This window comes from Flavobacterium xinjiangense (assembly GCF_900142885.1).
In the GTDB taxonomy this organism is placed as follows: domain Bacteria; phylum Bacteroidota; class Bacteroidia; order Flavobacteriales; family Flavobacteriaceae; genus Flavobacterium; species Flavobacterium xinjiangense.
In genome coordinates this window covers 137091-162327 of sequence record NZ_FRCL01000007.1, presented here as the reverse complement: position 1 = coordinate 162327, position 25237 = coordinate 137091, and the positions used below count along the sequence as shown (strand labels likewise).

Genomic DNA, 25237 nt, shown 5'->3' with positions numbered 1-25237 from the left:
CTTTTATTCAAAATTCCTTACTTTCGCACCTCGATTTAGAAAAGGATAAAATGAGCACAAAATTTACTGAATACAAAGGACTTGACTTACCTACAGTGGCGTCAGAAGTTCTGGATTTTTGGAAGAAAGAAAACATATTCGAGAAAAGCGTAACCACTCGTGAAGGGAACCCACCATTTGTATTTTTTGAAGGACCGCCTTCGGCAAATGGATTGCCTGGAATTCACCACGTAATGGCGCGTGCGATTAAAGATATTTTTTGCAGATATAAAACTCAAAAAGGGTTCCAAGTAAAGCGTAAAGCTGGTTGGGATACTCATGGTTTGCCTGTGGAATTAGGTACTGAAAAAGAATTAGGTATTACCAAAGAAGATATTGGGAAAACCATTTCCATCGAAGAATACAACGAAGCGTGTAAAAAAACCGTGATGCGTTATACGGACGTATGGAATGATTTGACTGAAAAAATGGGATATTGGGTTGATATGGAAGATCCATATGTGACGTACAAATCCAAATATATGGAAACGGTTTGGTGGATTTTGAAACAAATCTACAACAAGGATTTGATGTACAAAGGATACACAATCCAACCGTATTCTCCAAAAGCAGGAACAGGATTGAGTTCGCATGAAGTGAATCAACCGGGAAGTTACCGTGATGTAACAGACACGACAGTTGTAGCGCAATTTAAAGTGATTGAGGAACACAAGGAATTATTGTTTTCTAAGTTTTACGATTATATCACTTCAAAAAATTTACAGCATTACAAATTAGAAGCTTTGGATTTAGACGAAATCTATTTCTTGGCTTGGACGACAACGCCTTGGACATTGCCAAGTAATACGGCTTTGACTGTAGGTCCAAAAATTGAATATGCTTTAGTAAAGACATTTAACCAATATACTTTCCGTCCGGCAACTTTGATTTTGGCTAAGAATTTAGTTGGAAAACAATTCGGAAAAGGTTTCTTCGAAAGTGCTGAGCCGACTGATTTTGAAAATTTCAAAGAAGGCGATAAGAAAATTCCTTACCAAGTTCTCGCTGAATGCAAAGGTTCGGATTTAGTTGGAATAAAATACGAACAATTGCTGCGATTTGCATTGCCTTATCAAAATCCAGAAAATGCTTTTAGAGTAATTTCAGGTGATTTTGTAACTACCGAAGACGGAACTGGAATTGTACATACGGCACCAACATTTGGTGCTGATGATGCAAAAGTGGCCAAAGAAGCTATACCAGAGGTTCCGCCAATGTTAGTTTTGGACGAAAATGGAACTCCGGTTCCGTTAGTAGATTTACAGGGAAAATTCACGTCGCATGTGGGTGAATATGCCGGTAAATATGTAAAAAACGAATATTACAACGAAGGTGAAGCCCCGGAACGTTCTATAGATGTGGAACTTGCCATTCGATTAAAAGAAGAAAATAAAGCATTCAAAGTTGAGAAATACGTGCACAGTTATCCACATTGTTGGAGAACAGATAAGCCTATTTTATATTATCCTTTAGATTCCTGGTTTATAAAAATCACGGAGGTTAGAGACAGGATGTTTGACTTGAACGAAACCATCAACTGGAAGCCAAAAGCTACGGGAGAAGGTCGTTTTGGGAATTGGTTGAAAAACGCCAATGACTGGAATTTATCGCGTTCAAGATATTGGGGAATTCCATTGCCAATTTGGAGAACTGAAGAAGGAACGGAAGAGATTCTGATTGGTTCTGTAGAAGAATTATACAACGAAATAGAAAAATCAATCGCTGCAGGTTTCCAAAAAGAAAATCCTTTCAAAGGTTTTGAAATTGGAAATATGGAGGAATCCAATTATGATTTGATTGATTTGCACAAAAATGTGGTTGATGAAATTACGTTGGTTTCCGCTTCGGGAAAATCGATGAAGCGTGAAGCTGATTTGATTGACGTTTGGTTTGATTCGGGTTCAATGCCTTATGCACAATGGCATTATCCTTTTGAAAACAAAGATAAAATTGACCAAAACAAAGATTTTCCTGCTGATTTCATTGCAGAAGGAGTAGATCAAACACGTGGCTGGTTTTATACATTGCATGCTATCGGAACTTTAGTTTTTGACAAAGTAGCCTATAAAAATGTAGTTTCAAACGGATTGGTTTTAGACAAAAACGGACAAAAAATGTCCAAGCGTTTAGGAAATGCCGCAGATCCATTTGAAACATTAAAAGAATATGGACCTGATGCTACGCGTTGGTACATGATATCGAATGCGAATCCTTGGGATAACTTGAAGTTTGACTTAGAGGGAATCGCTGAGGTTCGTAGAAAATTCTTTGGGACATTATACAATACCTACTCGTTCTTTAGTTTGTATGCAAATATTGATGGTTTTACTTTTGCGGAAGCTGAAATTCCAGTAAATGAAAGACCGGAAATAGATCAATGGATTATCTCGGAATTGAATACTTTGGTGAAAGATGTGGATGGATTTTATGCGGATTACGAACCAACGAAAGCAGCTCGTGCAATCTCCGAATTTGTTCAGGAAAACTTGAGCAACTGGTACGTTCGTTTGTGCAGAAGACGCTTCTGGAAAGGGGAATATGCGCAAGATAAAATCGCAGCTTATCAAACTTTATATACTTGCTTGTTAACCATAAGTAAACTGGGCGCACCAATCGCTCCGTTCTTTATGGACAAACTTTACAGAGACTTAACTGTAGCAACACAGTCGGAAAAATACGACAGTGTACATTTGGCGGAGTTCCCAATTTCGGTTGAAAACTATGTTAATAAAATGTTAGAGAGCAAAATGCAGAAGGCACAGACCATCTCATCACTGGTTTTATCACTCCGAAAAAAGGAAATGATAAAGGTGCGTCAACCTTTGCAAAAGGTAATGATACCAGTACTTGACGAGAATCAGAGGGCTGAAATCGAGGCTGTTTCTGATCTTATAAAAGCAGAGGTTAACGTAAAAGAAATCGTACTTTTGGACGTTGCTTCGGGTGTTTTAGTGAAACAAATTAAACCCAATTTTAAGACACTTGGACCTCGTTTTGGAAAAGATATGGGATTGATTTCCAAAGAGATACAAGGGTTTTCTAAAGAGCAAATCGCTCAGTTGGATAAGGAAGGGAGTCTGAATATTGTTATTGCAGGAAATAACGTAATTTTAACTTTAGAAGATGTAGAAATAACATCACAAGATATTGAAGGTTGGCTGGTTGCAAATGCTAACGGAATAACGGTTGCGCTTGATATTACAATTTCTGAGGAGTTGAAACAAGAGGGGATTGCAAGAGAATTGGTAAACAGAATTCAGAATATCCGTAAAGATTCAGGATTTGAAGTTACTGATAAAATTAAAGTTCAATTGAAAAGAAATGGACTTTTGGAACAAGCAATTCTTAAAAATGTAGACTATATTAAATCAGAAACATTAACCCGTGATTTGGTTTTTGTGGATGAAATAGAAAACGGAACGGAAATTGAATTTGACGAAATAAAAACAATGCTATTAATTTCAAAATAATATAAAAATGGTAGATGAAGCTACAAGATACTCTGACGCAGATTTAGCAGAGTTTAAAGAGATAATACTTAACAAAATACAGAAAGCGCAAGCAGATCTAGATTTGATAAAAAGTGCGTATATGAATGATTTGAATAATGGTACTGACGATACGTCTCCAACATTTAAAGCATTCGAAGAAGGAAGCGAAACTATGTCTAAAGAAGCAAACTCGCAACTGGCGATTCGTCAGGAAAAGTTTATTCGTGATTTAAAGAATGCGCTCTTCCGTGTAGAAAATAAAACATACGGTGTATGTAAAGTTACCGGCAAATTAATTGGGAAAGAAAGATTGAAAATCGTTCCTCACGCTACAATGAGTATCGAAGCAAAAAATTTGCAAAGATAAACTACTTGTTGTGTAATATTTAACGCTCCTAATGGGGCGTTTTTTTTGATTAAATTGTTACTTTTGCGCCATTAAAATTTATAAAATGTCATTACGAAAAGCGTATCTCCTTATTTTTATTATATTACTTGTTGATCAAGTTTCAAAAATATACATCAAAACTAATTTTATTTTAGGGGAAGAAGTCGAAGTCTTTAAATGGTTTAAAATTCTTTTCATAGAAAATGAAGGAATGGCTTGGGGAACTGTAATTCCGGGAGCTTACGGAAAATTATTCCTGACTCTTTTTAGATTAGTAGCCGTGGGTGGAATTGGATATTGGTTATGGGATTCTGTGGAGAGAAAACACAGTTCTAATTACTTAATTGTGGCTATTGCATTAATCCTTGCAGGAGCTTTTGGAAATATTATTGATTCTGTTTTTTACGGAGTTATATTTGACGACAGTCACCAGCAATTGGCCACATTGTTTACAGACAGACCTTACGGAACATGGTTTCACGGTAAAGTAGTCGATATGTTTTATTTTCCTTTTTGGCAGGGAGATTTGCCTTCTTGGGTGCCAATATGGGGAGGGAGAAATTTTACATTTTTTAACGCGATTTTCAATATTGCCGATATGGCTATTTCAACAGGTGTTGGGATCTTAATTTTTTTCAATAAAAAAGCATTTCATCACAAATAGATTGAACCCTCTTTTATAAAATAAAAAAGACCTAATTTCAAATTATGAAATTAGGTCTTTTTTTTATTTGTTTTGTCCTGGGGCGTAACGTTTAGCGCTTTTTCCACCATATATTTTTTTTGCCTGTCCAGGAGGAAGTTGCTTAGACTTATAAGAGGCTCTGCTTGATGTTGTTCCCACCCTAACTGCACAGTTAGATAGCGAAATCGCAAATATTGCAACTAAAATAGTTACTGCGAATCTTGAATTTTTAAATATTTTCATAGTTTGTTTTGGTTTTATCCTTTGCGAAAGTACGGATTAAAAAAATTAAAAGGAATAGATTGAATTTGGCGTAACGCAAAAATCCAATTGTATGTCACTTTTGAAGATATCTGTAATTGATTCTTCGGCTTCAAAAAAAGATAGGCCAATTTTAATGGTTTCCGATTTGCATTCAGATAAAAAATTGTCATAAAATCCTTTGCCGTAACCCACGCGATGTCCTTTTTTGTCGAAAGCTAAAAGCGGAACAAAAACAACCTCAATTTTATTGGGAGGAACTTCAATTCCATCAACAGGTTCCGGGATGTTGTATTCGTTCTTCTTGATTTTGGTGTTGTCTGTAAGTAAGAAATGGGTCATTTTTCTAGTTTCAAAATCACTTTTAGAAATAATGATTTCTTTGTCTTTGCCGGAAAGCAAATGCAGAATAAATTCGGTATTTACCTCCAGATGTTCTGTTATGGGTAGGAAAATATGAAAATAGCTTTTCTCCCAAATGGGAAGTTTCAGTAGTTTATTGGCAATGGCCAAACTCATTTCCTCCAATTCGTTTTCAGAAAGTTGTTTCCGTAACGCTTTGTATTTTTGTCGTAATTCCTTTTTTAGCATGAATAGTCGCTTTTAAATCGGTTATAAAAGTACTCAAATGATCTACTTCAACGTGGTTCATAATCACAATTTTATACCATTGATTGCCATTACCGTGTTTTTGAGGAACCAAATCGTATTTTTCTTCCAATGCTTTAGTGATGTGTTCGGATGGAATTGTTACAATGTTCATATAAGGTTCCCTGAAATAAGTCAGATTCAATTGGTCTAACTGTTCACATAACCACTCGGTTCGCATTTGTAAAATGCGTATTTTTTCGCACCACCCAAAAGGACCATAGGTAAATAATATCATCCAGACCGCTATGGCATTTGCCCCCGAGCGGCTTCCGCAAAGGGTCAAATCCATTCCTTCAACATATTCTGCTTCTTTGGTCAGTACGTTTTCGATCAAACCTTTTCGGCAAATGAACACGCCGGTTCCGTAGGGGGCCTGAAGCATTTTGTGTGCGTCAATGGTTATGGAGCTGATTTTTGGATTCTCAAAATTGATGTTGCAGTCTTTATTGCTAAAAGGATAAACAAATCCGCCATAGGCTCCATCAATGTGCAGTTTATATATTAGCTGATGTTTTTCGAGTATCTGGATATAATCGTCCGGATTGTCTACTGCTCCAAACATGGTAGTTCCCATATTTGAAATTATGATGAAATATTTTTTACCCCGCTCTTTTGCATTGATAATGATATTTTCGAGAGAAAAAACATCTATGACACGGGTTTTGAAATCAACGGGGATTTTTAACCAATCGAGCATCAATAAATTAGCGGCTTTCGGAATGGAATAATGCGTGTCTTCTGAGGCAATAATTGCTATTTCAGCAGGTTTTGCATTCAGTTTATACAGGAAATAATTGCGATACATCCAGATGGCTTGTATGTTTGCTTCCGTTCCGCCAGGAGCAATGTAGCCGTCAAAAGAATCGGGTTGCGCTTTGAAAATATCCACGGCAAGAACATTCAAGACCTCACGTTCCATTTCCTGTGTCCCTTTGAATGCTTTTTCGGAAGTACCAAGGGTATGGCATCCAATATGATTAGGATTAGCTACATAGGTTTGAAGAGTTGGTGCATCTTTCAGGAAAGGAGCGTCACTATTGAATACTTTTTCGTCTAATTTAGATGCGGGATAACCCAATGAAGCATCATGTGCAAAATTCACGTTTTCGTTCAACGCTTTTTGAATGCGCTCTTGTCTTTCTTTTTGGGATAATTTTTTCCAGAATTGCATACCTAATAGTTTTAGTCAAAACTACTGGTATAAAACTATAAAAAATATGATAATTGTTAGGTTTTGGTTTCCCTGAAATGATTTTGATTTTTAAAATAAGTGGTTACTGAAAAGAGATTTTATTCGTCTCCATTTTCAGCAGTATTTGACATATGATAAATGGCATCGCCTTCATATACAATAGGCGAAAGATTAGCATTTATTACATAACCGTCATTTGGAGCTTTTACTTTTCGTTCAAATTTTCCATAAGGATCCGTTATGGTAGCAAGTATGGATCCTTTTTTCAAAAAAGTACCTATGGTGTTGTAATCGTGCAATAAGCCGGAACATTTAGCTCTGACCCAGCCACTTTTTTCAATGTAAATCGTTGGTATTTTTTGTTCCATTACATTGTGTTTTGGATCTAACATGTCAAGATGTGAAAGCAATCTTTTAACTCCATTTACCCCTTCATCAGCAATATGATTATTGATATCCAGGGATTTTCCGCCTTCAAAAAGCAGCATTTTCACATTTAATTTTTCGCTGGCACTCCTGAAAGAACCTGCAATATTTTTAGAATACAAAGTAAATGGAGCATTGAAAACGTCAGCTAATATTTTTAATTCTTCATTATGTTGTGCGAGGCGAATTTGTGGTGCATTGAATCGGCTGGCTCCTCCGGCATGAAAATCTACTGCGTAATTTACAACGGGCATGATTTCAGTCAAAATATGAAAAGCAAATCGGCTAGCTAAAGAACCGGTTTTACTTCCTGGAAACACTCTGTTTAAATCTCGGCCATCAGGAAATTCTCTTGATTTATTGACGAATCCATATACGTTGATAATTGGAATACAGATAATAGTTCCTTTTTTTGGCCTGTTTATTTTTTTACTGATGAGTTGTCGAACGATTTCTACTCCATTAATTTCGTCACCATGAATTCCTGCTGAAAACAGTACAACCGGTCCGTCAATTTTAGAACGACGAACAATAACGGGGATATTTAATTTGGTTGTGGTATGCAATCGGGCGATTTCCACATTGATTGTTTTGCTTTCACCTGGGATAATGCTTTCGCCAAAAATTATTATTGGTGCGGAATTATTTTTTATCATAAGTTCTTGAAACCATAAAAATAAGGATAATAACGAATTAGAAACAAAAATTCCGACAAAAATTTCAACAGAAAGATTTCAATAGCATTGATTTGTATTTCGGGATTTTTGAGATTAACTTTGTTACATGAATTTAGCAACTTTAGCCCTTCAAATCCAAACCTTGCCTGATAGTCCCGGTGTTTATCAATATTATGACAAGGAAGGGAAAATTTTGTATGTTGGTAAAGCCAAAAATTTAAAAAAAAGGGTCTCTTCTTATTTTAATAAAATTCATGATACAGCCAAAACTAATGTACTAGTAAAGAAGATTGTAACCATAAAGCACATTGTTGTTCCTACGGAAACTGATGCACTTTTACTGGAAAATAACCTAATAAAAACCTTGCAGCCACGATACAATGTGTTGTTGCGCGATGACAAGAGTTATCCTTGGTTGTGTATTAAGAAAGAGCCTTTTTCGCGTATTTTTGCCACCAGACGGATGGTCAAAGACGGGTCGGAATATTTTGGACCTTATACGAGTTTCAAAACGGTGAGCACTATTCTGGAGCTAATCAAAGAATTGTATCCGCTTAGAACCTGCAATTATGATTTAAGTAAAAGCAATATCGAAAGCGGGAAATTTAAAGTTTGTCTCGAATATCATATTGGGAATTGCATGGGACCTTGTGAAGGCCATGAAACTTTAGAAAATTACCAAAAGCAAGTAGATGCAATTCGAGAAATTCTAAAAGGGAATTTCAAGGAAAGTATGAAAGATTTCAAGCGTGTCATGACCAATCTTGCTGCTGAAATGCATTTTGAAGAAGCGCAAAAAATCAAAGAAAAAATAGAAATACTGGAAAATTACCAATCACGCTCTACGATTGTAAATCCAAAAATAACCAATATCGATGTGTTTTCGATTGTTTCGGATGAAAGTGCAGCCTATGTGAATTTTCTCCAAATTTCTCATGGTTCGATTATTCGTTCGCATACCATGGAAATCAAAAAGAAACTCGATGAATCCGATGAAGAATTATTAGAATTGGCTATTATCGAATTGAGAGAGCGTTTTCAACTGCTGTCTCGAGAGGTAATCGTTCCTTTTCACGTTGACTTGGGAGAAAACATAAAAATCACCGTTCCGCAATTGGGAGATAAAAAGCAAATTTTGGATTTGTCAATTCGAAATGCTAAGTTTTACAGAATCGAACAATTAAAACAACTACAAATTGTAGATCCTGATCGCCACACGAAAAGGATTATGGCCCAAATGCAAAAAGACTTGCGATTGCCAGTCGAGCCACGACATATTGAATGTTTTGATAACTCGAATATTCAAGGAACAAATCCTGTAGCGGCTTGTGTGGTTTTTAAGGATGGAAAACCGAGTAAGAAAGACTATCGCCATTTTAATATAAAAACAGTCGAAGGGCCGGATGATTTTGCTTCGATGACCGAAGTGGTTTATAGAAGATACAAACGATTGCTGGATGAAAATGAACCGCTACCGAATTTAATTATCATTGACGGTGGAAAAGGACAACTGTCATCGGCATTGAAAAGTATCGATGAATTGGGTTTGAGAGGAAAAATTACGATAATAGGAATTGCAAAACGATTGGAGGAGTTATTTTATCCCGGAGATTCCATTCCGTTGTATTTGGATAAAAGATCAGAAACCTTGAAAGTGATTCAACAATTAAGAAATGAGGCGCATCGATTTGGGATCACTCATCACAGAGATAAAAGGAGTAAAGCTGCACTAAATTCCTCGATAGAAAGCATTCCTGGCATTGGAGAAAAAACGATGTTGACTTTGATTCAGCACTTTAAAAGTGTTAAAAGATTGAAGTTGGCTGCAGAAAAAGAAATTTCTGACCTTATAGGTATATCAAAAGCCAAAAAAATTGTCGAATTTTACAAGACAACAAATGAATAATTAATACAGCCCAAATCTATTACCTACCAAATTGCTGCTTATGAAGAAGATTGCTCTATTATTCATTTTTTTTTCTATGAGTTTCACTTTGTTTTCACAAGAGCAAAAAAGACCTAAGGTTGGTTTGGTTCTGAGTGGCGGTGGCGCTAAAGGATTTGCACATATTGGTGTTTTGAAAGTTTTAGAAGAATCGGGAATCAAGATTGATTATATAGGCGGTACCAGTATGGGAGCGGTTGTGGGCGGATTGTATGCCTCTGGATACAATGCAAGTCAGATTGATTCTATTTTTCAGGCAACAAATTTCGATGAATTATTAAACGATTTCATTCCAAGGACATCAAAAAATTTCTATGAAAAGCGTAATGATGAATTATATGCATTAGTGTTGCCATTTAATAAATTTAAAATTGGAATCCCGGAAGCATTATCAAAGGGGATGTACAATTATAATTTAATGAGCAGACTGACAAAGCATGTTAGGCATGTGAGAGACTTCAGTCAGCTTCCAATTCCTTTTTTATGTATTGGTACTGATATAGAAACAGGACGCGAGGTGCTCTTAAATAAAGGTAATTTGGCACAAGCAATGATGGCTAGTTCCGCATTTCCATCTCTTTTTTCTCCGGTTGAAATTGATGGAAAATTATTAGTTGACGGAGGCGTTTCCAATAATTATCCAATTGAGCACGTAAGGGAATTGGGGGCTGATATTATAATTGGTGTCGATGTTCAAGATGATTTAGCAGACAGAACACAGCTTAAAAATGCTACGCGAATTTTAGTCCAAATTACAAACCTTCATTCAATAGAACGAATGAAGCAAAATATAAAAGAAACGGATATTTACGTAAAACCAGATATTAAAGGATTCGGAGTGATTTCTTTTGACAAAGGGAAAGATATTATTAGAACAGGGGAAGACGCAACATTCTCTGTTTACGAAAAGATAAAAATGCTTGTTGATGAGTCAAATCCATATAAGAAGCCGAAACTAAAAATTGAATCCGACAGTTTACAAATTAATGATATAAATTGTAATGAGTTGGATAATTATACAAAAGCGTATGTCATAGGAAAATTAAGATTTAAGCCCGGAGTCAAAACGGATTATAAGGGTTTGCTAATGGGAATAAATAACATTAATGCCACGCAGAACTTTAGTACAATATCATACAGTTTAGACCCCAACAAGAATGGGGATGAGTTGAATCTTAGTTTAAAAGAGAATGCGACTAAATCCTACTTGAAATTTGGATTGCATTATGACGGATTATTTAAAAGTGCCGTATTAATAAATCTGAGCCGTAAAAAAACGTTGTTCAAAAATGATATTGCGTCTTTGGATTTAGTTTTGGGGGATAACTTCAGATATAATTTTGATTATTATATTGAGAATGGATTTAATTTAAGTTTAGGTTTTAAATCACAATTTAATCAGTTCAATAGGAATGTTACCAGTGATATCAGTAGTATAGATTTATCACCGTTGGGAATCAGCTCTATAAATATCGATTTTTCAGATGTTACAAATCAGCTCTATTTTCAGTCATTGTTTGTGCAAAAGTTTTTAATAGGAGGTGGAATAGAATATAAATTTTTGAAAATCAATTCTGAAACTTTATCAAATATAAATCCTTTAATCGACAAGAGTACTTACACCAGCCTTTTTGGATACATGAAATATGATTCTTTTGACAACAAATATTTCCCTACAAAAGGATGGTATTTTTCAGGTGACATTCAGTCTTATTTATTTTCTTCCAATCATACTGGGGATTTTCATCCCTTCTCTATTGCAAAAGGTGATTTTGGAATAGCAGCAACCCTTTTCAAGAATGCTACATTTAAATTTCAAACGGAAGCAGGCTTTTCTTTTGGTCCTGAAAGTATTGCTTTCTTTGATTTTATTTTAGGGGGATATGGGTATAATATGATAAATAATTTCAGGCATTTTTATGGATATGATTTCTTAAGTATTGCAGGAAATAGCTATATTAAGTCTACGGGAACCATCGATTATGAGTTTTATAAAAACAATCATTTCAATTTTTCACTAAATGTCGCTAACATTGGCGACAGGCTTTTTGAAACGGTAAACTGGATTTCAATACCCAAATACACTGGTTATGCAGTAGGATATGGATTAGAAACGATAATTGGACCTATAGAAATTAAACATTCCTGGTCACCTGAAACTAAAAAAGGATATACCTGGTTTAGTATTGGGTTTGTATTTTAATTGTAATTTATTTCAATAATAATTCCGATATTTGTTATTATGAAAACAACTTGGACCGGTTTATTAGGATATCTGCAATTTCTTATCAAGAGAAATCCTGAATGAGAAATTAATTAGATAATAGAAATTTAAATAGAGATTCACTTGAATCAATCTAATTCTATCATTATCTAAATACTTTTTTTATCTCATTGTATAATTATCTAATTTAAAAAGTCATGCCTTTATACCATAAATTGGGAAATTTTCCCCAAAAAAGACACACACAATTCGAAAAACCAAATGGCGGTTTGTATTACGAACAACTATTTGGAACAGAGGGTTTTCATGGTCATTCTTCTTTGCTTTACCATGTTCATAGGCCAACCCAAATAAAAGAAATTACAAAATCGTATTCGGTTGAACCAAAAATCGCCATTGGAAAAAACATAAAATCGTTGTTATTGAAAGGTTTTGAATTAAAACCAGAAGATGATTTCTTAGACAGCCGCAAAGCGATGCTTGTAAATAAAGACTGTACGATAGGATTAGCTGCGCCAAGGCAATCTTTGCGTAATTATTTCTATAAAAATGCCGATGCTGATGAAATGATTTTCATTCACAAAGGAAAAGGAAAATTGCGCACCATGATGGGAAATATTCCTTTTGAATACGGGGATTACCTTATTATTCCGCGCGGAATGATTTATCAAATTGATTTTGACACATCAGAAAACAGACTTTTTTATGTGGAATCTTTTGCTCCATTTTATACACCAAAGCGTTATAAAAATGAGTCGGGACAACATTTAGAACACTCGCCGTTTTGCGAACGTGATTTTATTTTGCCAACAGAGTTAGAAACGCATGACGAAAAAGGCGATTTCCTGATCAAAATCAAAAAAGAGGGAATGATGCATGAAATTATCTATGCAACACATCCTTTTGATGTTGTGGGTTGGGACGGCTACAACTTTCCTTATGGATTTAGTATTCACAATTTTGAACCTATAACAGGTAGAGTTCATCAACCACCACCAGTACACCAAACTTTTGAAACTTCGACTTTCGTGGTTTGTTCTTTTGTTCCAAGGCTGTACGATTACCATCCAAAAGCCATTCCTGCGCCCTATAATCACAGTAATATAGACAGTGATGAGGTTTTGTATTATGTAGATGGCGATTTCATGTCACGTAATAATATTGAGCAGGGTCATATCACATTGCACCCAAAAGGAATTCCTCATGGACCGGCACCAGGCGCTATGGAACGTAGTATTGGACATACTGAAACACATGAATTAGCGGTAATGGTAGATACTTTCCGTCCGTTAATGGTAACCGAAGAAGCTATGGGACTAGACGATGGACAATATTATAAATCTTGGGTAGAGTAATATAAGGAGCTATTTCCTGCTGTACGCTTTATCTTTTCCTGGTCTCGTTAAAAAAACGAGACCAGAAAAAGGATGCCGCTTCCATCAGGGCTAGGGCTTTAGAATAAACAACAACATAATTTAAAATTAATAAAATCTGTGTCCATCAGTTTAATCCGCTTCAACCGCGTTCCAAAACTAGAAATAGAGAATCAAAAAATAAATCACAATGAGCAAAGAAGTAAAATCAGTAGAATACGGACTAGAAAAAATATTTGAAGGAGCACAAGATTTCCTTCCTTTATTAGGAACCGATTATGTAGAATTCTACGTAGGAAATGCAAAACAATCCGCACATTATTATAAAACCGCTTTTGGTTACCAATCATTAGCCTATGCTGGATTAGAAACTGGAGTAAGAGACAGAACATCTTATGTACTAAAACAAGATAAGATCCGCATCGTGTTGACCACTCCATTGACTCAAGATTCGCCAATACACGACCATTTAAGAAAACATGGTGACGGTGTGAAAGTGGCTGCACTTTGGGTAGAAGATGCAACAAGTGCTTACGAAGAAACAATGAAACGTGGTGCCCGTTCATTTATGGAGCCAACAGTCGAGAAAGATGAATTTGGAGAAGTAGTACGTTCTGGAATTTATACTTATGGAGAAACCGTTCATATTTTTGTCGAAAGAAAAAATTATAATGGTGTTTTCTTACCTGGATATAAAGAATGGAAATCAGATTACAATCCGGAACCAACAGGATTAAAATACATTGACCACATGGTTGGGAATGTCGGTTGGAACGAAATGAATACTTGGGTAAAGTTCTATGAAGAAGTAATGGGATTCGTGAATTTCCTTTCTTTTGATGACAAACAAATCAATACGGAATATTCGGCGTTGATGAGTAAAGTAATGTCAAACGGAAACGGAAGAATCAAATTTCCAATCAACGAACCTGCCGAAGGAAAGAAAAAATCACAAATCGAGGAATATTTAGATTTTTACGGCGGACCTGGAATTCAGCACATCGCCATTGCAACGGATGATATTATCAAAACCGTGTCTCAATTGAAGGCAAGAGGAATCGAATTCTTATCTGCTCCACCACATACTTATTATGAGGCTATTCCGGAACGATTGGGAGAGCATATGAAAATGATGAAAGAAGATTTGAACGAAATCGAAAAACTGGCTATTATGGTAGATGCCGACGAAGAAGGATATCTATTACAAATCTTTACAAAACCGGTACAAGACCGACCAACCTTGTTTTTTGAAATTATTCAAAGAATGGGAGCTAAAGGTTTTGGTGCAGGTAACTTTAAAGCGCTTTTTGAATCAATTGAGAGAGAACAGGCATTGCGAGGAACACTATAGAAACGAGATATTTTTATATAATGTGAAATTTTAACCGACGAACTACCTGTATTTTTGAGTAATTTGTGTTAAAGTGTATTTTTTACTAAAAAATACTGGGTTTGTTAATTACCTTTGCACTCGCAAAACAGGAAGGGGTGGTTTCCTTCCGAAATTGATATAAATTTCATAATTTATAGTTTTTTGGTTAGTTAATAGCATAAAAACTCAGTCATTATTTGACTGAGTTTTTTTGTTTTAATATATTTGGAACAAAATTTGCAGTAACGGTCAATAATCTGACAAAAAAAGCAATGAAAAAAATACTACTACTCCTAATATTTGTTACAACTGTAAGTTTCGATTCTAAAAAGGAAGACGCATACGATGTGGGTGAATGGTTTAAATTCAGAATTCATTACGGCATAGTGAATGCAGGTTACGCAACTTTAGAAGTTAAGGACGCAACTGTAAACAGCAAAAAATCTTTTCATGTAATCGGGAAAGGCTATACTACTGGAATGTCTCGTTTTTTTTTCAAAGTAGATGACTTATATGAAAGCTACATTGATAAAGAAACAGGGAACCCTCATCAATTTGTGAGAAAGATAAACGAAGGAGGTTATACTAAAAATCAAGAGGGTTTTTTTAATCAAATATCAAACAGAGTTCTTGTCAAGGATTATAAGCACAAAGAGGAAAAAACGCTTATGATTCCAAAAAACACTCAGGATATATTGTCTACTTTTTATTATTTAAGAAATTACCCAAGTATTGATAAATTAAAGGTAGGGGAATCAATAGCAATTGATATGTTTTTTGATAATGAAACTACAAAGTTTAAGTTAAAATTTATTGGACGTGAGGATATTACAACTAAATTTGGCGCTGTTTCCGCGATGATTTTTAGACCTCTTGTTCAATCAGGACGTGTTTTTAAGGAGCAGGAAAGTCTAACCGTTTGGGTTTCAGACGACGATAATAAATTACCATTGCGAATCAAAGCAAGTCTGGCTGTAGGGTCAATCAAAGCAGATTTGGACGCATTCAAAGGATTGAAGAGTCCGTTTAAAATAAAAAAATAATGACTGATAACAGTAATTCGGAAGAAATTTTAAAAGAAATTGAGCTTAAATACCAAGCAATAAACCAAAAAACGGAGACGCAACTAGAAGGATTACTTTGGTCTAAACCAATTACTTATTGGGATTATATTCAAACGGATGCGTTATTAAATCTTCAAATTCAAAGAACAACTCTTCCGGACGAAATGGTTTTCATCATGTATCATCAGGTTAATGAGTTGATCTTTAAAATGATACTTTGGGAGATGAACCAAATTTCGTACGCACAAAACATTGAAACTGATTTTTTTACAGAAAGGTTAATGAGAATCAGTCGGTACTTTGATATGCTGACCACTTCTTTCAGTATTATGGGAGATGGAATGGAAGTTGAGCAATACATGAAATTTAGAAATACACTTACACCAGCAAGTGGTTTTCAAAGTGCGCAATACCGATTAATAGAATTTTCGTCTACAGATCTAATAAATCTAATAGATCACCGTTTTAGAGATACGATTGACAGAAACACTCCTTTTGAATTTGCTTTCGAACATTTGTATTGGCAAGCTGCCGGTAAAGATTATAAAACCGGGAAAAAATCATTTTTGTTAGAGGAGTTTGAAAGAAAATACAAAAAAATGTTCTTGAGTCATATGCAAGAATACAATACCATAAATATTTGGCAAAAATTCAAGCAGCTGCCTGATTTGGATCAAAAAAATCCTGAATTGATTAAAGCAATGCGCCATTATGATCATACAGTAAATATTACTTGGGTGATGCAACATCTTAATACAGCAAAGAAATACATTGATCAAAGCGGGAAAGGAAGTGGAGAAGCAACTGGTGGAAGCGATTGGAAGAAATACATGCATCCTAAGTATCAAAGAAGAATATTTTTTCCTGAATTATGGTCAGCTGATGAGTTGGCAAATTGGGGGGAAGAAAAATAATTAAATTACAAATGAATTACAGTTTGAAGAAAGTATTAATTAGTATCGTAATTTTATTTTCATTTATATCGTGCAAGAAATCCGAGGTTACTTTTGAGGATGAAATTGTGAGACCGGTGTCCAAAAAAGTTGAATTTGGATTTAAATATTCTGATTTCAACGTCATTAAGGACAGTATAAAAAAGGGAGACACTTTTAGTACTATTATAGAAAAACAAAATATTGGCAACAGAGAAGTATTTGATATTGTTAAAAAAGTAAAGGACTCGTTTGATGTCAGGATTATAAGAAAGAACAAGCCTTATACCTTGCTTAGATCCAAAAATAAAACAAACAAACTACAGGTTTTTATTTACCAGCCGGACGCGTTACATTATTATGTCGTTGATCTACGTGATACGGCCGTAGTCGCTTATGAAAAAACCTATCCGCTTACTTTTAAGAATAGAACGATTGGCGGGTTACTTAAAGGATCTTTGTCTGAAACGTTAGAAAATGCTAAAGTAGAAGGTTCGTTAGCGAGTAAAATATCTAAAATATATGCGTGGTCAATAGACTTTTTTAAACTAAAAAAAGGGGATCGATTTGGAATTACTTTCAAAGAGCGATTTATAAATGACACGGTTTATGACGGTGTAGAAGATCTTGAGGCAGCTTTTTTTGAATATAAAGGAAAAATTATTTATGCCTTTCCTTATGCTCAAAATCCGTCATCAGGTAAAATAGAATATTATGATGAGGAAGGAAAAACACTAAAAAACTTCTTTCTCAAAACACCAATAAAATTTAGCAGAATTTCATCCCGATTTTCTTCTAATCGATTTCATCCTGTGCAACATACCTGGAAAGCGCATAAAGGAACAGATTATGCTGCGCCCTATGGAACGCCTATTACGACCACAGCTGCCGGTACTGTAGAGCAAACAGGTTTTACTGCTGGTAACGGAAATTTTGTCAAAGTGAAACACAATGGGACCTATTCAACTCAATATTTGCATATGTCGAGAATTTTGGTTCGACGCGGACAACATGTCAATCAAGGGCAAGTCATAGGGAGAGTGGGAAGTACAGGTTTAGCAACAGGTCCCCATGTGTGTTATAGATTTTGGAAAAATGGAGTTCAAGTTGATGCTTTAAGACTTAAACTACCTAACGGTGAACCTATGAGCGGTAGAGATAAAAGTCGATTTTTAAAGACGATTGCTCCTCTAAAATGGGAATTAGATAGTGTTTCTAATTTATAATTTTGTTCTATTTATTGAATTATAGATTTTCCTAAAAATCTTGATTATCAATTCAAAGCTATAGGTATTCAGCATTTTAGTGATAAATTGTTATATAATTGTAAACACATTTTTCATTAAAACTAATTTCAGTATTTTTGCCAAAAACTAAATAGAACTACAATCCAAATAGAGATGGCATTAAATACGATAAACCCAACAGAAACAAGAGCTTGGAAGAAACTTGAATTGCATTATAAAGAAATGCAAAAAGCTTCGATGCATGAAATGTTTCTATCCGATACTGCAAGAACAGAAAAATTCAATTTGAAATGGAATGATTTTTTAATTGATTATTCAAAAAATATCATAACTCAGGAAACGATTGCATTGTTGCTGGAATTGGCCAATGAAGTGGGGCTTAAAAGCGCAATCAAAGATTATTTTGATGGAGGGATTATCAACCAAACAGAAAATAGAGCGGTACTTCATACGGCTTTAAGAGCCAAAGAATCAGCTGTTGTAAAGGTTGATGGTAAAAATGTTGTTCCTGAAATTTATGATGTAAAAAACAAAATAAAGGTATTTACAAATGAAGTTACTTCTGGTAAAAGAACCGGATTTACGGGGAAATCTTTTACTGATATTGTAAACATTGGTATTGGTGGATCAGACTTAGGTCCAGCTATGGCAGTTGAAGCATTACAATTTTATAGAAACCATTTAAACGTACATTTTGTATCGAATGTTGATGGGGATCATGTAAATGAAATTATCAAAAAATTAAATCCAGAGACTACTCTTTTTGTTGTTGTTTCCAAAACATTTACCACACAAGAAACGCTTACTAATTCTGAAACTATTAAAAAATGGTTTTTATCTCGAGACTTCGGGACAGCTCAAGAAGATGTTGCTAAACATTTTGTTGCGGTTTCTACCAATATTGAAAAAGTAACTGAATTTGGAATAAATCCTGATAATATATTTCCTATGTGGGATTGGGTTGGTGGCCGTTTTTCTTTGTGGAGTGCAGTTGGTCTTTCGATAAGCTTGGCTGTAGGATTTGAAAATTTTGACGAATTATTGAGCGGTGCAAATGAAATGGACGAACATTTCAAAACTACTGATTTCGATCAAAATGCGCCAGTCATTTTGGCTTTATTAAGTATTTGGTACAATAATTTTTTTGGAGCTGAGAGCGAAGCCTTGATTCCATACACCCAATATTTACAAAAATTAGCGCCTTACTTACAGCAAGGTACGATGGAGAGTAATGGTAAAAGTGTGGGTAGAGATGGTAATCCGGTAAACTATCAAACGGGAACTATTATTTGGGGAGAGCCGGGAACTAATTCTCAGCATGCCTTTTTTCAATTAATTCATCAGGGAACTAAGTTGATTCCAACTGATTTTATTGGATTCGTAAATCCATTGTACGGAGACGAAAATCATCATGATAAATTGATGTCTAATTTTTTTGCTCAAACAGAAGCTTTAATGCAAGGAAAATCAAAAGAGCAGGTTCAAACAGAATTTGAAAAGCAGGGGCTGCCGGCTGATAAATCAAAATTTCTTTTACCGTTTAAAGTTTTTACAGGCAACAAGCCCACAAATACTATCTTAATACAAAAACTGAGTCCAAAAACATTAGGTTCTCTAATTGCATTATATGAACACAAGATTTTTGTCCAGGGGATTGTGTGGAATATTTTTAGTTTTGATCAATGGGGAGTTGAACTTGGAAAACAATTAGCAAACTCTATTTTAGAGGAAATTAATACCAAAAAAGTAAAAGATCACGATAGTTCAACTGCTTTTTTATTGAATCATTTTTTGAGGAATAAATAGGCCCTATTTCTTATTTTAAACTAATTGACTGGAAAACCCCGATTTCATTAGGAAATCGGAGTTTTCTGTTTATAAGTAGCTAAATGATAGATTTTTGATTAATTAAAGTTTCTGATTTTTATTTTTTTTTAAGTGTTATTTTTTTATGAAAAAAGCAATAAAAACAAAAAATAATTTACGTAAGTGTAAGTTTTTAACTATTTATATAATTAATATATTTAATAGCCGTATACAGATATTAAAAGCATGCTTTCTTAACGTTATGTTAACTTTTCAAAGTAAAAATGTTATATTTTTGCCAATAATTAATAAATTAAACAAAAAACAAAAATGAAAAGAATTATTTTTATTTTGATTATTTTTTTATCAGCTGTTGGTCATTCGCAGGTTACTAGTTCTGCAATGTCTGGTACTGTTAAATCAAGCACTGGCGAAACGCTGCCTGGTGCTTCTGTAGAGGTTGTTCATAAGCCTACAGGAACAAAATATTTTTCAACTACTGGTTCTAACGGAGGATATGCCGTTCAAGGAATCAGACCAGGAGGTCCCTACACTGTAAAAGTTACTTATGTTGGGTACAAAACAACTGAAATTACAGAGATTAATGCACCTTTAGGAAATAATATAACAATAAATATTGTTGTTGGTGAAGAGTCAAATGTTTTAAGTGAAGTTGTAGTTTCTACAAAATCAAAAGGAACTTTTAATAAAGGAAGAACTGGAGCTTCACAACAATTTTCAAATAGAGAATTAACAGCTGTTCCTGTTACAGGTGCAAGATCGATTAATGCAATCACTAAGTACAATGCAAATGCAGGAGCTAATGGTAGTTTTGGAGGTCAAGATTCAAGATTAAACAACTTTACGATTGATGGTTCAGTGTTCAATAATGGTTTCGGTCTTGGAAATGATTCACAAGCTGGAGGTAGAACTGGTTCAACAGCTATATCTTTAGATGCTATTGAACAATTACAGGTTAATATTGCGCCTTATGATGTACGTCAATCAGGTTTTCTAGGTTCTGGAATAAATGCAGTTACAAAAAGTGGAACAAATGAAATTGAAGGTTCAGTTTATAATTCATTTAGAAGTAACAAGAAGGATTTTATAGGGACTAAAGCAGGAAATACTGTAATAGTACCAGGTAAATTTAATGAAAAAATTTGGGGAGCTAGAATTGGAGCTCCAATCATTAAAGACAAATTATTCTTTTTTGGAAATTTTGAAACAATAGAGAATACTAGCCCGGCTACGACTTGGACTTCGACAGGTTCACCACAGCCAAGTGCTCAAGTTTCTGCACCTACATTTGCTCAAATGCAAACACTTTCAACTTTTTTGAAAGACAAATTTAATTATACAACAGGTCCTTGGGAAAACTATGATGCTGCAAAAGTTTCGAAAAAATTCCTTACAAGATTAGATTGGAATATCAACGACAATCATAAATTTACGGCTCGTTACGTGTTTCATAACTCTTCATCAGATGAGTTAACGTCAAACTCTAACTCTTTAGGATTTGGTAATAGAAGAACTAGCGCACTTGCAATGTCTTTTCAAAATAGCGGTTATGTTATTCAAGATAATACGAGATCGATAGTTGTTGAATTGAACAGTAAATTAAGTAATTCATGGTACAATAGTTTTATCGGAGGTTATGACAAGCAAATTGAAGATAGAGCCTTACAAGGTGGAGGTTTGTTTCCTACAATTGATATAAAAAACGGATCAGTTAATCCTGTTACTGGTGTTATTACAGCAGGAACATCTAATCTTATTTCTGCAGGATTAGATCCTTTTACTCAAGGAAATAAATTATCGTATTCGACTTTACACTTTACTGACAATTTAACTAAAACAATAGGAAAACACTCTTTATTATTTGGTGCTAACTTTGAGTACTTTAAATCAAGTAATTTGTTTTTCTCTGGTTCTAATGGAGTATATGTTTTTAATTCATTGGATCAATTTTATAATGCAGCTAATCAATCAGCTCTTAATGGTGGTGCACCATCTACAATTGTTTCGGGTATTGATCGTGTACAGTTCAGATATTCTGCTTTACCAGGTGCGGTAGAACCTTTGCAAATTTTGAAGTCAAATAAATTTGACTTGTATACTCAAGATGAAATTAAAGTTTCGGATCAATTTAGAGTTACTTTAGGTCTTCGTGCTTCAGCTGTTTGGTTTGCTGATACAGCACTTGAGAATCCTAAAGTTACAGCAATGACTTTTGCTAACGGAGAAAAATTCAACACTGGTGATATGCCAAATACTCAGTATTTGTTTGAGCCTAGAATCGGTTTTAATTTAGATGTAACTGGAGATGCTACAACACAGGTTCGTGGAGGTAGTGGTGTATTTACAGGAAGAGCTCCATCGGTTTTCTTATCTAATGCGATTGGTAATAACGGTGTTCTTACAGGTTTTGTTGATGTTAGTGGTGCTGCGATTGCTGCAGGTGGATACGGTTTTACACCAAATCCAAACAATTATTTCATTCCTGCTACACCTACGCTTCCTTCTACGTTTGAATTAGCGTTTACAGACAAAAAATTTAAGTTTCCACAAGTTTGGAAAACAAATATGGCAGTTGATCAAAAACTTCCTTTAGGTTTTGTAGGAACTATAGAAGGTATTTTCCAATCAAACATTAATGCGATTCATTACTACAATGCAAATTTTGAAACTCCAGTTGGAAACTTCAGTGGTCCTGATACTAGACCAAGATATGCCCGTAATGACAATGGAGTTAGAATTAATGACAATGTTTCAAGTGCAGTTGTGTTAACAAATACGAATAAAGGATATTTTTACTCTACAACATTTAAATTAGAGTATCCATACAAAAAAGGTCTTTGGGGTTCAGTAGCTTACACGCATTCAAGTGCTAATGATTTATTATCAGCAGGTTCTATTGCTTCTGGTTCTTGGACTGGTGCTAGATCAGTAAATGGTAATAATGACTTACCTTTATCTTTATCTAGTAATAATACTCCGCATAGAATTGTTGGTATATTAGGATATAAAATTGAGTACGGTGATAAACTTGGAGCTGCTACTTCAATTAACTTAGGTTACATTGGAGAACAATCAGGAGGAATCTCTTATGCTTATAATGGCGATATGAATGGTGATAGAGTAAATGGAAATGATTTATTATTTGTGCCAAATAATGCGAATCAAATTCGTTTTCAACCATTATCAGTTACAAATGTAGTAAATGGAGCAAATGTAGTAACAGTATATACTGAAGCACAACAACAACAAGCTTTTGATTCATACATTAATCAAGATAAATATCTTTCTACAAGAAGAGGCCAGTATGCTCAGAGAAATGGAGCTATCATCCCTATGTTACATAGATTAGATTTATCAGTTACTCAAGATTTTTTCTTGAAAATATCTGGAAAAAAGAATGCTTTCCAATTCAGAGCTGATATCTTAAACTTTACCAATATGTTAAATAAAGATTGGGGTGTTACACAAAGAGTTACAAATTCAAATGTTTTGAGCTACGTAACTACAACTGCAAATGTGCCTTTTTACCAATTAACAACTCAAACAGATGTTGCAGGAACAAAAACTTTAATTAAAGATACCTTCCAAAAAAATGCTTCAACTTTCGATGTTTGGCAAGCACAATTTACACTTAGATATATTTTTGGTAAATAATATCAAAAGAAATATTTAATATTAAAACCACGCTTTAAAGCGTGGTTTTTTTATGCCTTTTTTTCTTATATTTGTTAAAACAAAAACAAGTTATATGTACGAATTTATTCAAAGATTTCATTCTGGTTGGGCTTATTTAGCACTTTTTTTATTAGTGGTTGCGGTGGTTAATTCACTTATTGGAATGTTTTCCAAAAAAGAATTTACTGCAAAAGATAGAAAAATCGCTTTGTTTGGATTAATAGGAATACACACACAACTATTGATAGGATTGATTTTATATTTTGTTTCCCCGCTGGGTTTTGCATCTTTTGGTCAAATGTCAGATAAAGCGTTAAGATTGACTTCATTAGAACATCCATTAATCAATATTATTGGGATTGCGTTGATTACAATAGGGTGGTCTAAGCATAAAAAGTTGGTGACAAGTGAATCAAAATTTAAAACTTTTTCTATTTTTTATGGTTTAGGATTACTCCTTATTTTGAGTAGAATTCCATGGTCTATGTGGTTTTAAAAAATCTATTGAAGCTCTAGAAATAGAGCTTTTTTTATCTGGGTATGGTTTTTGTAAACAGGATTAACTAAAAAAGAAGATTAAATGAGAAAATTAATTACATTATTTTTTTTGCTAGCAATTATAGGTTTAGTCAGCAGTCAAAGCCGTGGTTTAAATAAACAAAAAGCTGCAGTACAAAAGGATTCGATTAAGAAAAGTAAAATGGCTCTTGGTCGTCAAGAAATTATTTCAGATACATTAATAGAAACAGGAAAATTTAAAACTTATAAAACGAACGCTCACGCTTCCTATTATGCTGATAAATTTAACGGCCGAAGAACAACAAGCGGCAGAAAATTCGATAATAATAAATATACTGCAGCACACAAAAAACTGCCTTTTGGAACAAAAGTGAAGGTGACTAATGAAGCTAATGGGAAGTCAGTGATTGTTGAAATTACGGATCGAGGTCCATTTGTAAAATCAAGAGAAATTGATTTATCTAAGAGAGCCTTCAATGATATTGCATCTCGTAGAGACGATGGTTCAATGCAGGTTACTATCGCAGTTTTAAATAACTAAATTACCAGTTTTTGTATGGATGATTGCTTAAATAGGAATTATAATAACGTTTATCATTTGTGACTTCTGCTCCTAGCCAATTTGGTTTTTCGAAAGTTTCAGTTTCAGAATCAAGTTCAATTTCAGCAATAATCAAACCTTGGTTTTCTCCATGGAATTCATCTACTTCAAAAATGTGATTGCCTACTTTTATTTCAAAGCGGGTTTTGTCGATGATTCCTTTTTCACACAAAAGCAGTAACTTTTTGGCTTCATTAACAGGGATTTCTTTCTCCCATTCAAAACGAGACATGCCGGTGTCGTTAGTCAAGCCTTTAATTGTTAGATAGCTTTTTTCTCCTTTTATGCGTACTCTTACCGTACGTTCTGGTACGGAGCTTAAATAACCCTGCGCAATATGATTTTGAGTGAAAGCTGCTGCTTTAAATGAATCATTTAAAACCATAAATTTTTTTTCTATTTCGATCATTTTCATACTAAACCTATTTTGATATCTTGAAGTGTTGCCGCTTAAATTTCTATCCCAAGAATTACGGTATTCATATTAAAAATTATTGTAAATCCATTGTGGCTACAGTAGTATTTCAAAGGTATTAAATAATCTCGCGATGATAGGTTAAAATTAAATGTAAAATTAGGACTGTTTAATAGATTTTGACAATTTTTTTATTCACTATTTCCGCTATCAAAATCTTTTTTTGTGATTAA

At 34.3% G+C, this 25237-nt stretch carries 19 protein-coding genes; 14 read left to right on the top strand and 5 right to left on the bottom strand.

The genetic code is table 11. The features are described from left to right. Window positions 1-50: 50 nt before the first annotated feature. From ileS to BUC23_RS10305, 3 genes are all read left to right on the top strand, one after another. The gene (gene ileS, locus BUC23_RS10315; protein WP_073209155.1) at window positions 51-3509 is read left to right on the top strand and encodes an isoleucine--tRNA ligase; all 3459 of its coding nucleotides are present in this window, start codon (window positions 51-53) and stop codon (window positions 3507-3509) included. A 7-nt stretch (window positions 3510-3516) separates the two neighbouring features. Continuing rightward, complete coding sequence (locus BUC23_RS10310; RefSeq protein ID WP_073209154.1) at window positions 3517-3897, top strand: TraR/DksA family transcriptional regulator; 381 nt, start codon at window positions 3517-3519, stop codon at window positions 3895-3897. A gap of 85 nt (window positions 3898-3982) precedes the next feature. Beyond that, a complete protein-coding gene (locus BUC23_RS10305; RefSeq protein ID WP_073209152.1) occupies window positions 3983-4582 on the top strand; it encodes a lipoprotein signal peptidase in 600 nt (199 codons plus the stop codon). Window positions 4583-4645: 63 nt separating this feature from the next. Here BUC23_RS10305 and BUC23_RS10300 read toward each other — a convergent pair whose 3' ends face one another. The 4 genes from BUC23_RS10300 to BUC23_RS10285 form a co-directional block, all read right to left on the bottom strand. Continuing rightward, window positions 4646-4846, bottom strand: a complete 201-nt coding sequence (locus BUC23_RS10300) for a hypothetical protein (RefSeq protein WP_073209150.1) — start codon at window positions 4844-4846, stop codon at window positions 4646-4648. 45 nt (window positions 4847-4891) lie between these two features. Next, window positions 4892-5455, bottom strand: a complete 564-nt coding sequence (locus BUC23_RS10295; RefSeq protein WP_073209148.1) for a 5-formyltetrahydrofolate cyclo-ligase — start codon at window positions 5453-5455, stop codon at window positions 4892-4894. After that, a complete protein-coding gene (locus BUC23_RS10290; RefSeq protein WP_073209146.1) occupies window positions 5400-6686 on the bottom strand; it encodes a pyridoxal phosphate-dependent decarboxylase family protein in 1287 nt (428 codons plus the stop codon). Before BUC23_RS10290 ends, BUC23_RS10295 begins: the two co-directional genes overlap by 56 nt. A 119-nt stretch (window positions 6687-6805) precedes the next feature. Continuing rightward, window positions 6806-7789 carry a succinylglutamate desuccinylase/aspartoacylase family protein gene (locus tag BUC23_RS10285; RefSeq protein ID WP_084538328.1) on the bottom strand — a complete coding sequence of 328 codons (984 nt, stop codon included), beginning with the start codon at window positions 7787-7789 and terminating at the stop codon, window positions 6806-6808. A 127-nt stretch (window positions 7790-7916) separates the two neighbouring features. On the opposite strand from BUC23_RS10285, the gene uvrC reads away from it, so the two are divergent. From uvrC to BUC23_RS10225, 11 genes are all read left to right on the top strand, one after another. After that, complete coding sequence (gene uvrC / locus BUC23_RS10280; protein WP_073209144.1) at window positions 7917-9716, top strand: excinuclease ABC subunit UvrC; 1800 nt, start codon at window positions 7917-7919, stop codon at window positions 9714-9716. Between the two features lie 40 nt (window positions 9717-9756). After that, window positions 9757-11958: a patatin-like phospholipase family protein gene (locus tag BUC23_RS10275; RefSeq protein ID WP_073209142.1), complete on the top strand. Its 2202-nt coding sequence runs from the start codon at window positions 9757-9759 to the stop codon at window positions 11956-11958. Window positions 11959-12176: 218 nt separating this feature from the next. Further along, entirely contained in the window at window positions 12177-13334 is a 1158-nt protein-coding gene (locus tag BUC23_RS10270; protein WP_073209140.1) for a homogentisate 1,2-dioxygenase, read from the top strand. Window positions 13335-13542: 208 nt separating this feature from the next. Then, entirely contained in the window at window positions 13543-14703 is a 1161-nt protein-coding gene (hppD, locus tag BUC23_RS10265) for a 4-hydroxyphenylpyruvate dioxygenase (RefSeq protein WP_073209138.1), read from the top strand. Between the two features lie 293 nt (window positions 14704-14996). Further along, the gene (locus BUC23_RS10260) at window positions 14997-15767 is read left to right on the top strand and encodes a DUF3108 domain-containing protein (RefSeq protein ID WP_073209255.1); all 771 of its coding nucleotides are present in this window, start codon (window positions 14997-14999) and stop codon (window positions 15765-15767) included. Continuing rightward, window positions 15767-16702 carry a tryptophan 2,3-dioxygenase family protein gene (locus BUC23_RS10255; protein WP_073209136.1) on the top strand — a complete coding sequence of 312 codons (936 nt, stop codon included), beginning with the start codon at window positions 15767-15769 and terminating at the stop codon, window positions 16700-16702. The genes BUC23_RS10260 and BUC23_RS10255 overlap by 1 nt, the downstream gene beginning before the upstream one ends. 23 nt (window positions 16703-16725) lie before the next feature. Next, window positions 16726-17946 (top strand): M23 family metallopeptidase, encoded by a 1221-nt coding sequence (locus BUC23_RS10250; protein ID WP_084538329.1) that lies wholly within the window; start codon window positions 16726-16728, stop codon window positions 17944-17946. A 174-nt stretch (window positions 17947-18120) separates the two neighbouring features. Continuing rightward, the gene (gene pgi, locus BUC23_RS10245) at window positions 18121-19773 is read left to right on the top strand and encodes a glucose-6-phosphate isomerase (RefSeq protein ID WP_073209134.1); all 1653 of its coding nucleotides are present in this window, start codon (window positions 18121-18123) and stop codon (window positions 19771-19773) included. A 330-nt stretch (window positions 19774-20103) separates the two neighbouring features. Further along, window positions 20104-23448, top strand: coding sequence for a TonB-dependent receptor (locus BUC23_RS10235; RefSeq protein WP_073209130.1), 3345 nt, complete (start codon window positions 20104-20106; stop codon window positions 23446-23448). A gap of 94 nt (window positions 23449-23542) precedes the next feature. Continuing rightward, complete coding sequence (locus tag BUC23_RS10230) at window positions 23543-23965, top strand: hypothetical protein (RefSeq protein ID WP_073209253.1); 423 nt, start codon at window positions 23543-23545, stop codon at window positions 23963-23965. An 84-nt stretch (window positions 23966-24049) separates the two neighbouring features. Continuing rightward, complete coding sequence (locus tag BUC23_RS10225) at window positions 24050-24529, top strand: septal ring lytic transglycosylase RlpA family protein (protein WP_073209128.1); 480 nt, start codon at window positions 24050-24052, stop codon at window positions 24527-24529. Window position 24530: 1 nt separating this feature from the next. On the opposite strand, the gene BUC23_RS10220 is transcribed toward BUC23_RS10225, so the two are convergent. Then, window positions 24531-24998 (bottom strand): CYTH domain-containing protein, encoded by a 468-nt coding sequence (locus BUC23_RS10220; protein ID WP_073209252.1) that lies wholly within the window; start codon window positions 24996-24998, stop codon window positions 24531-24533. Window positions 24999-25237: the final 239 nt, after the last annotated feature.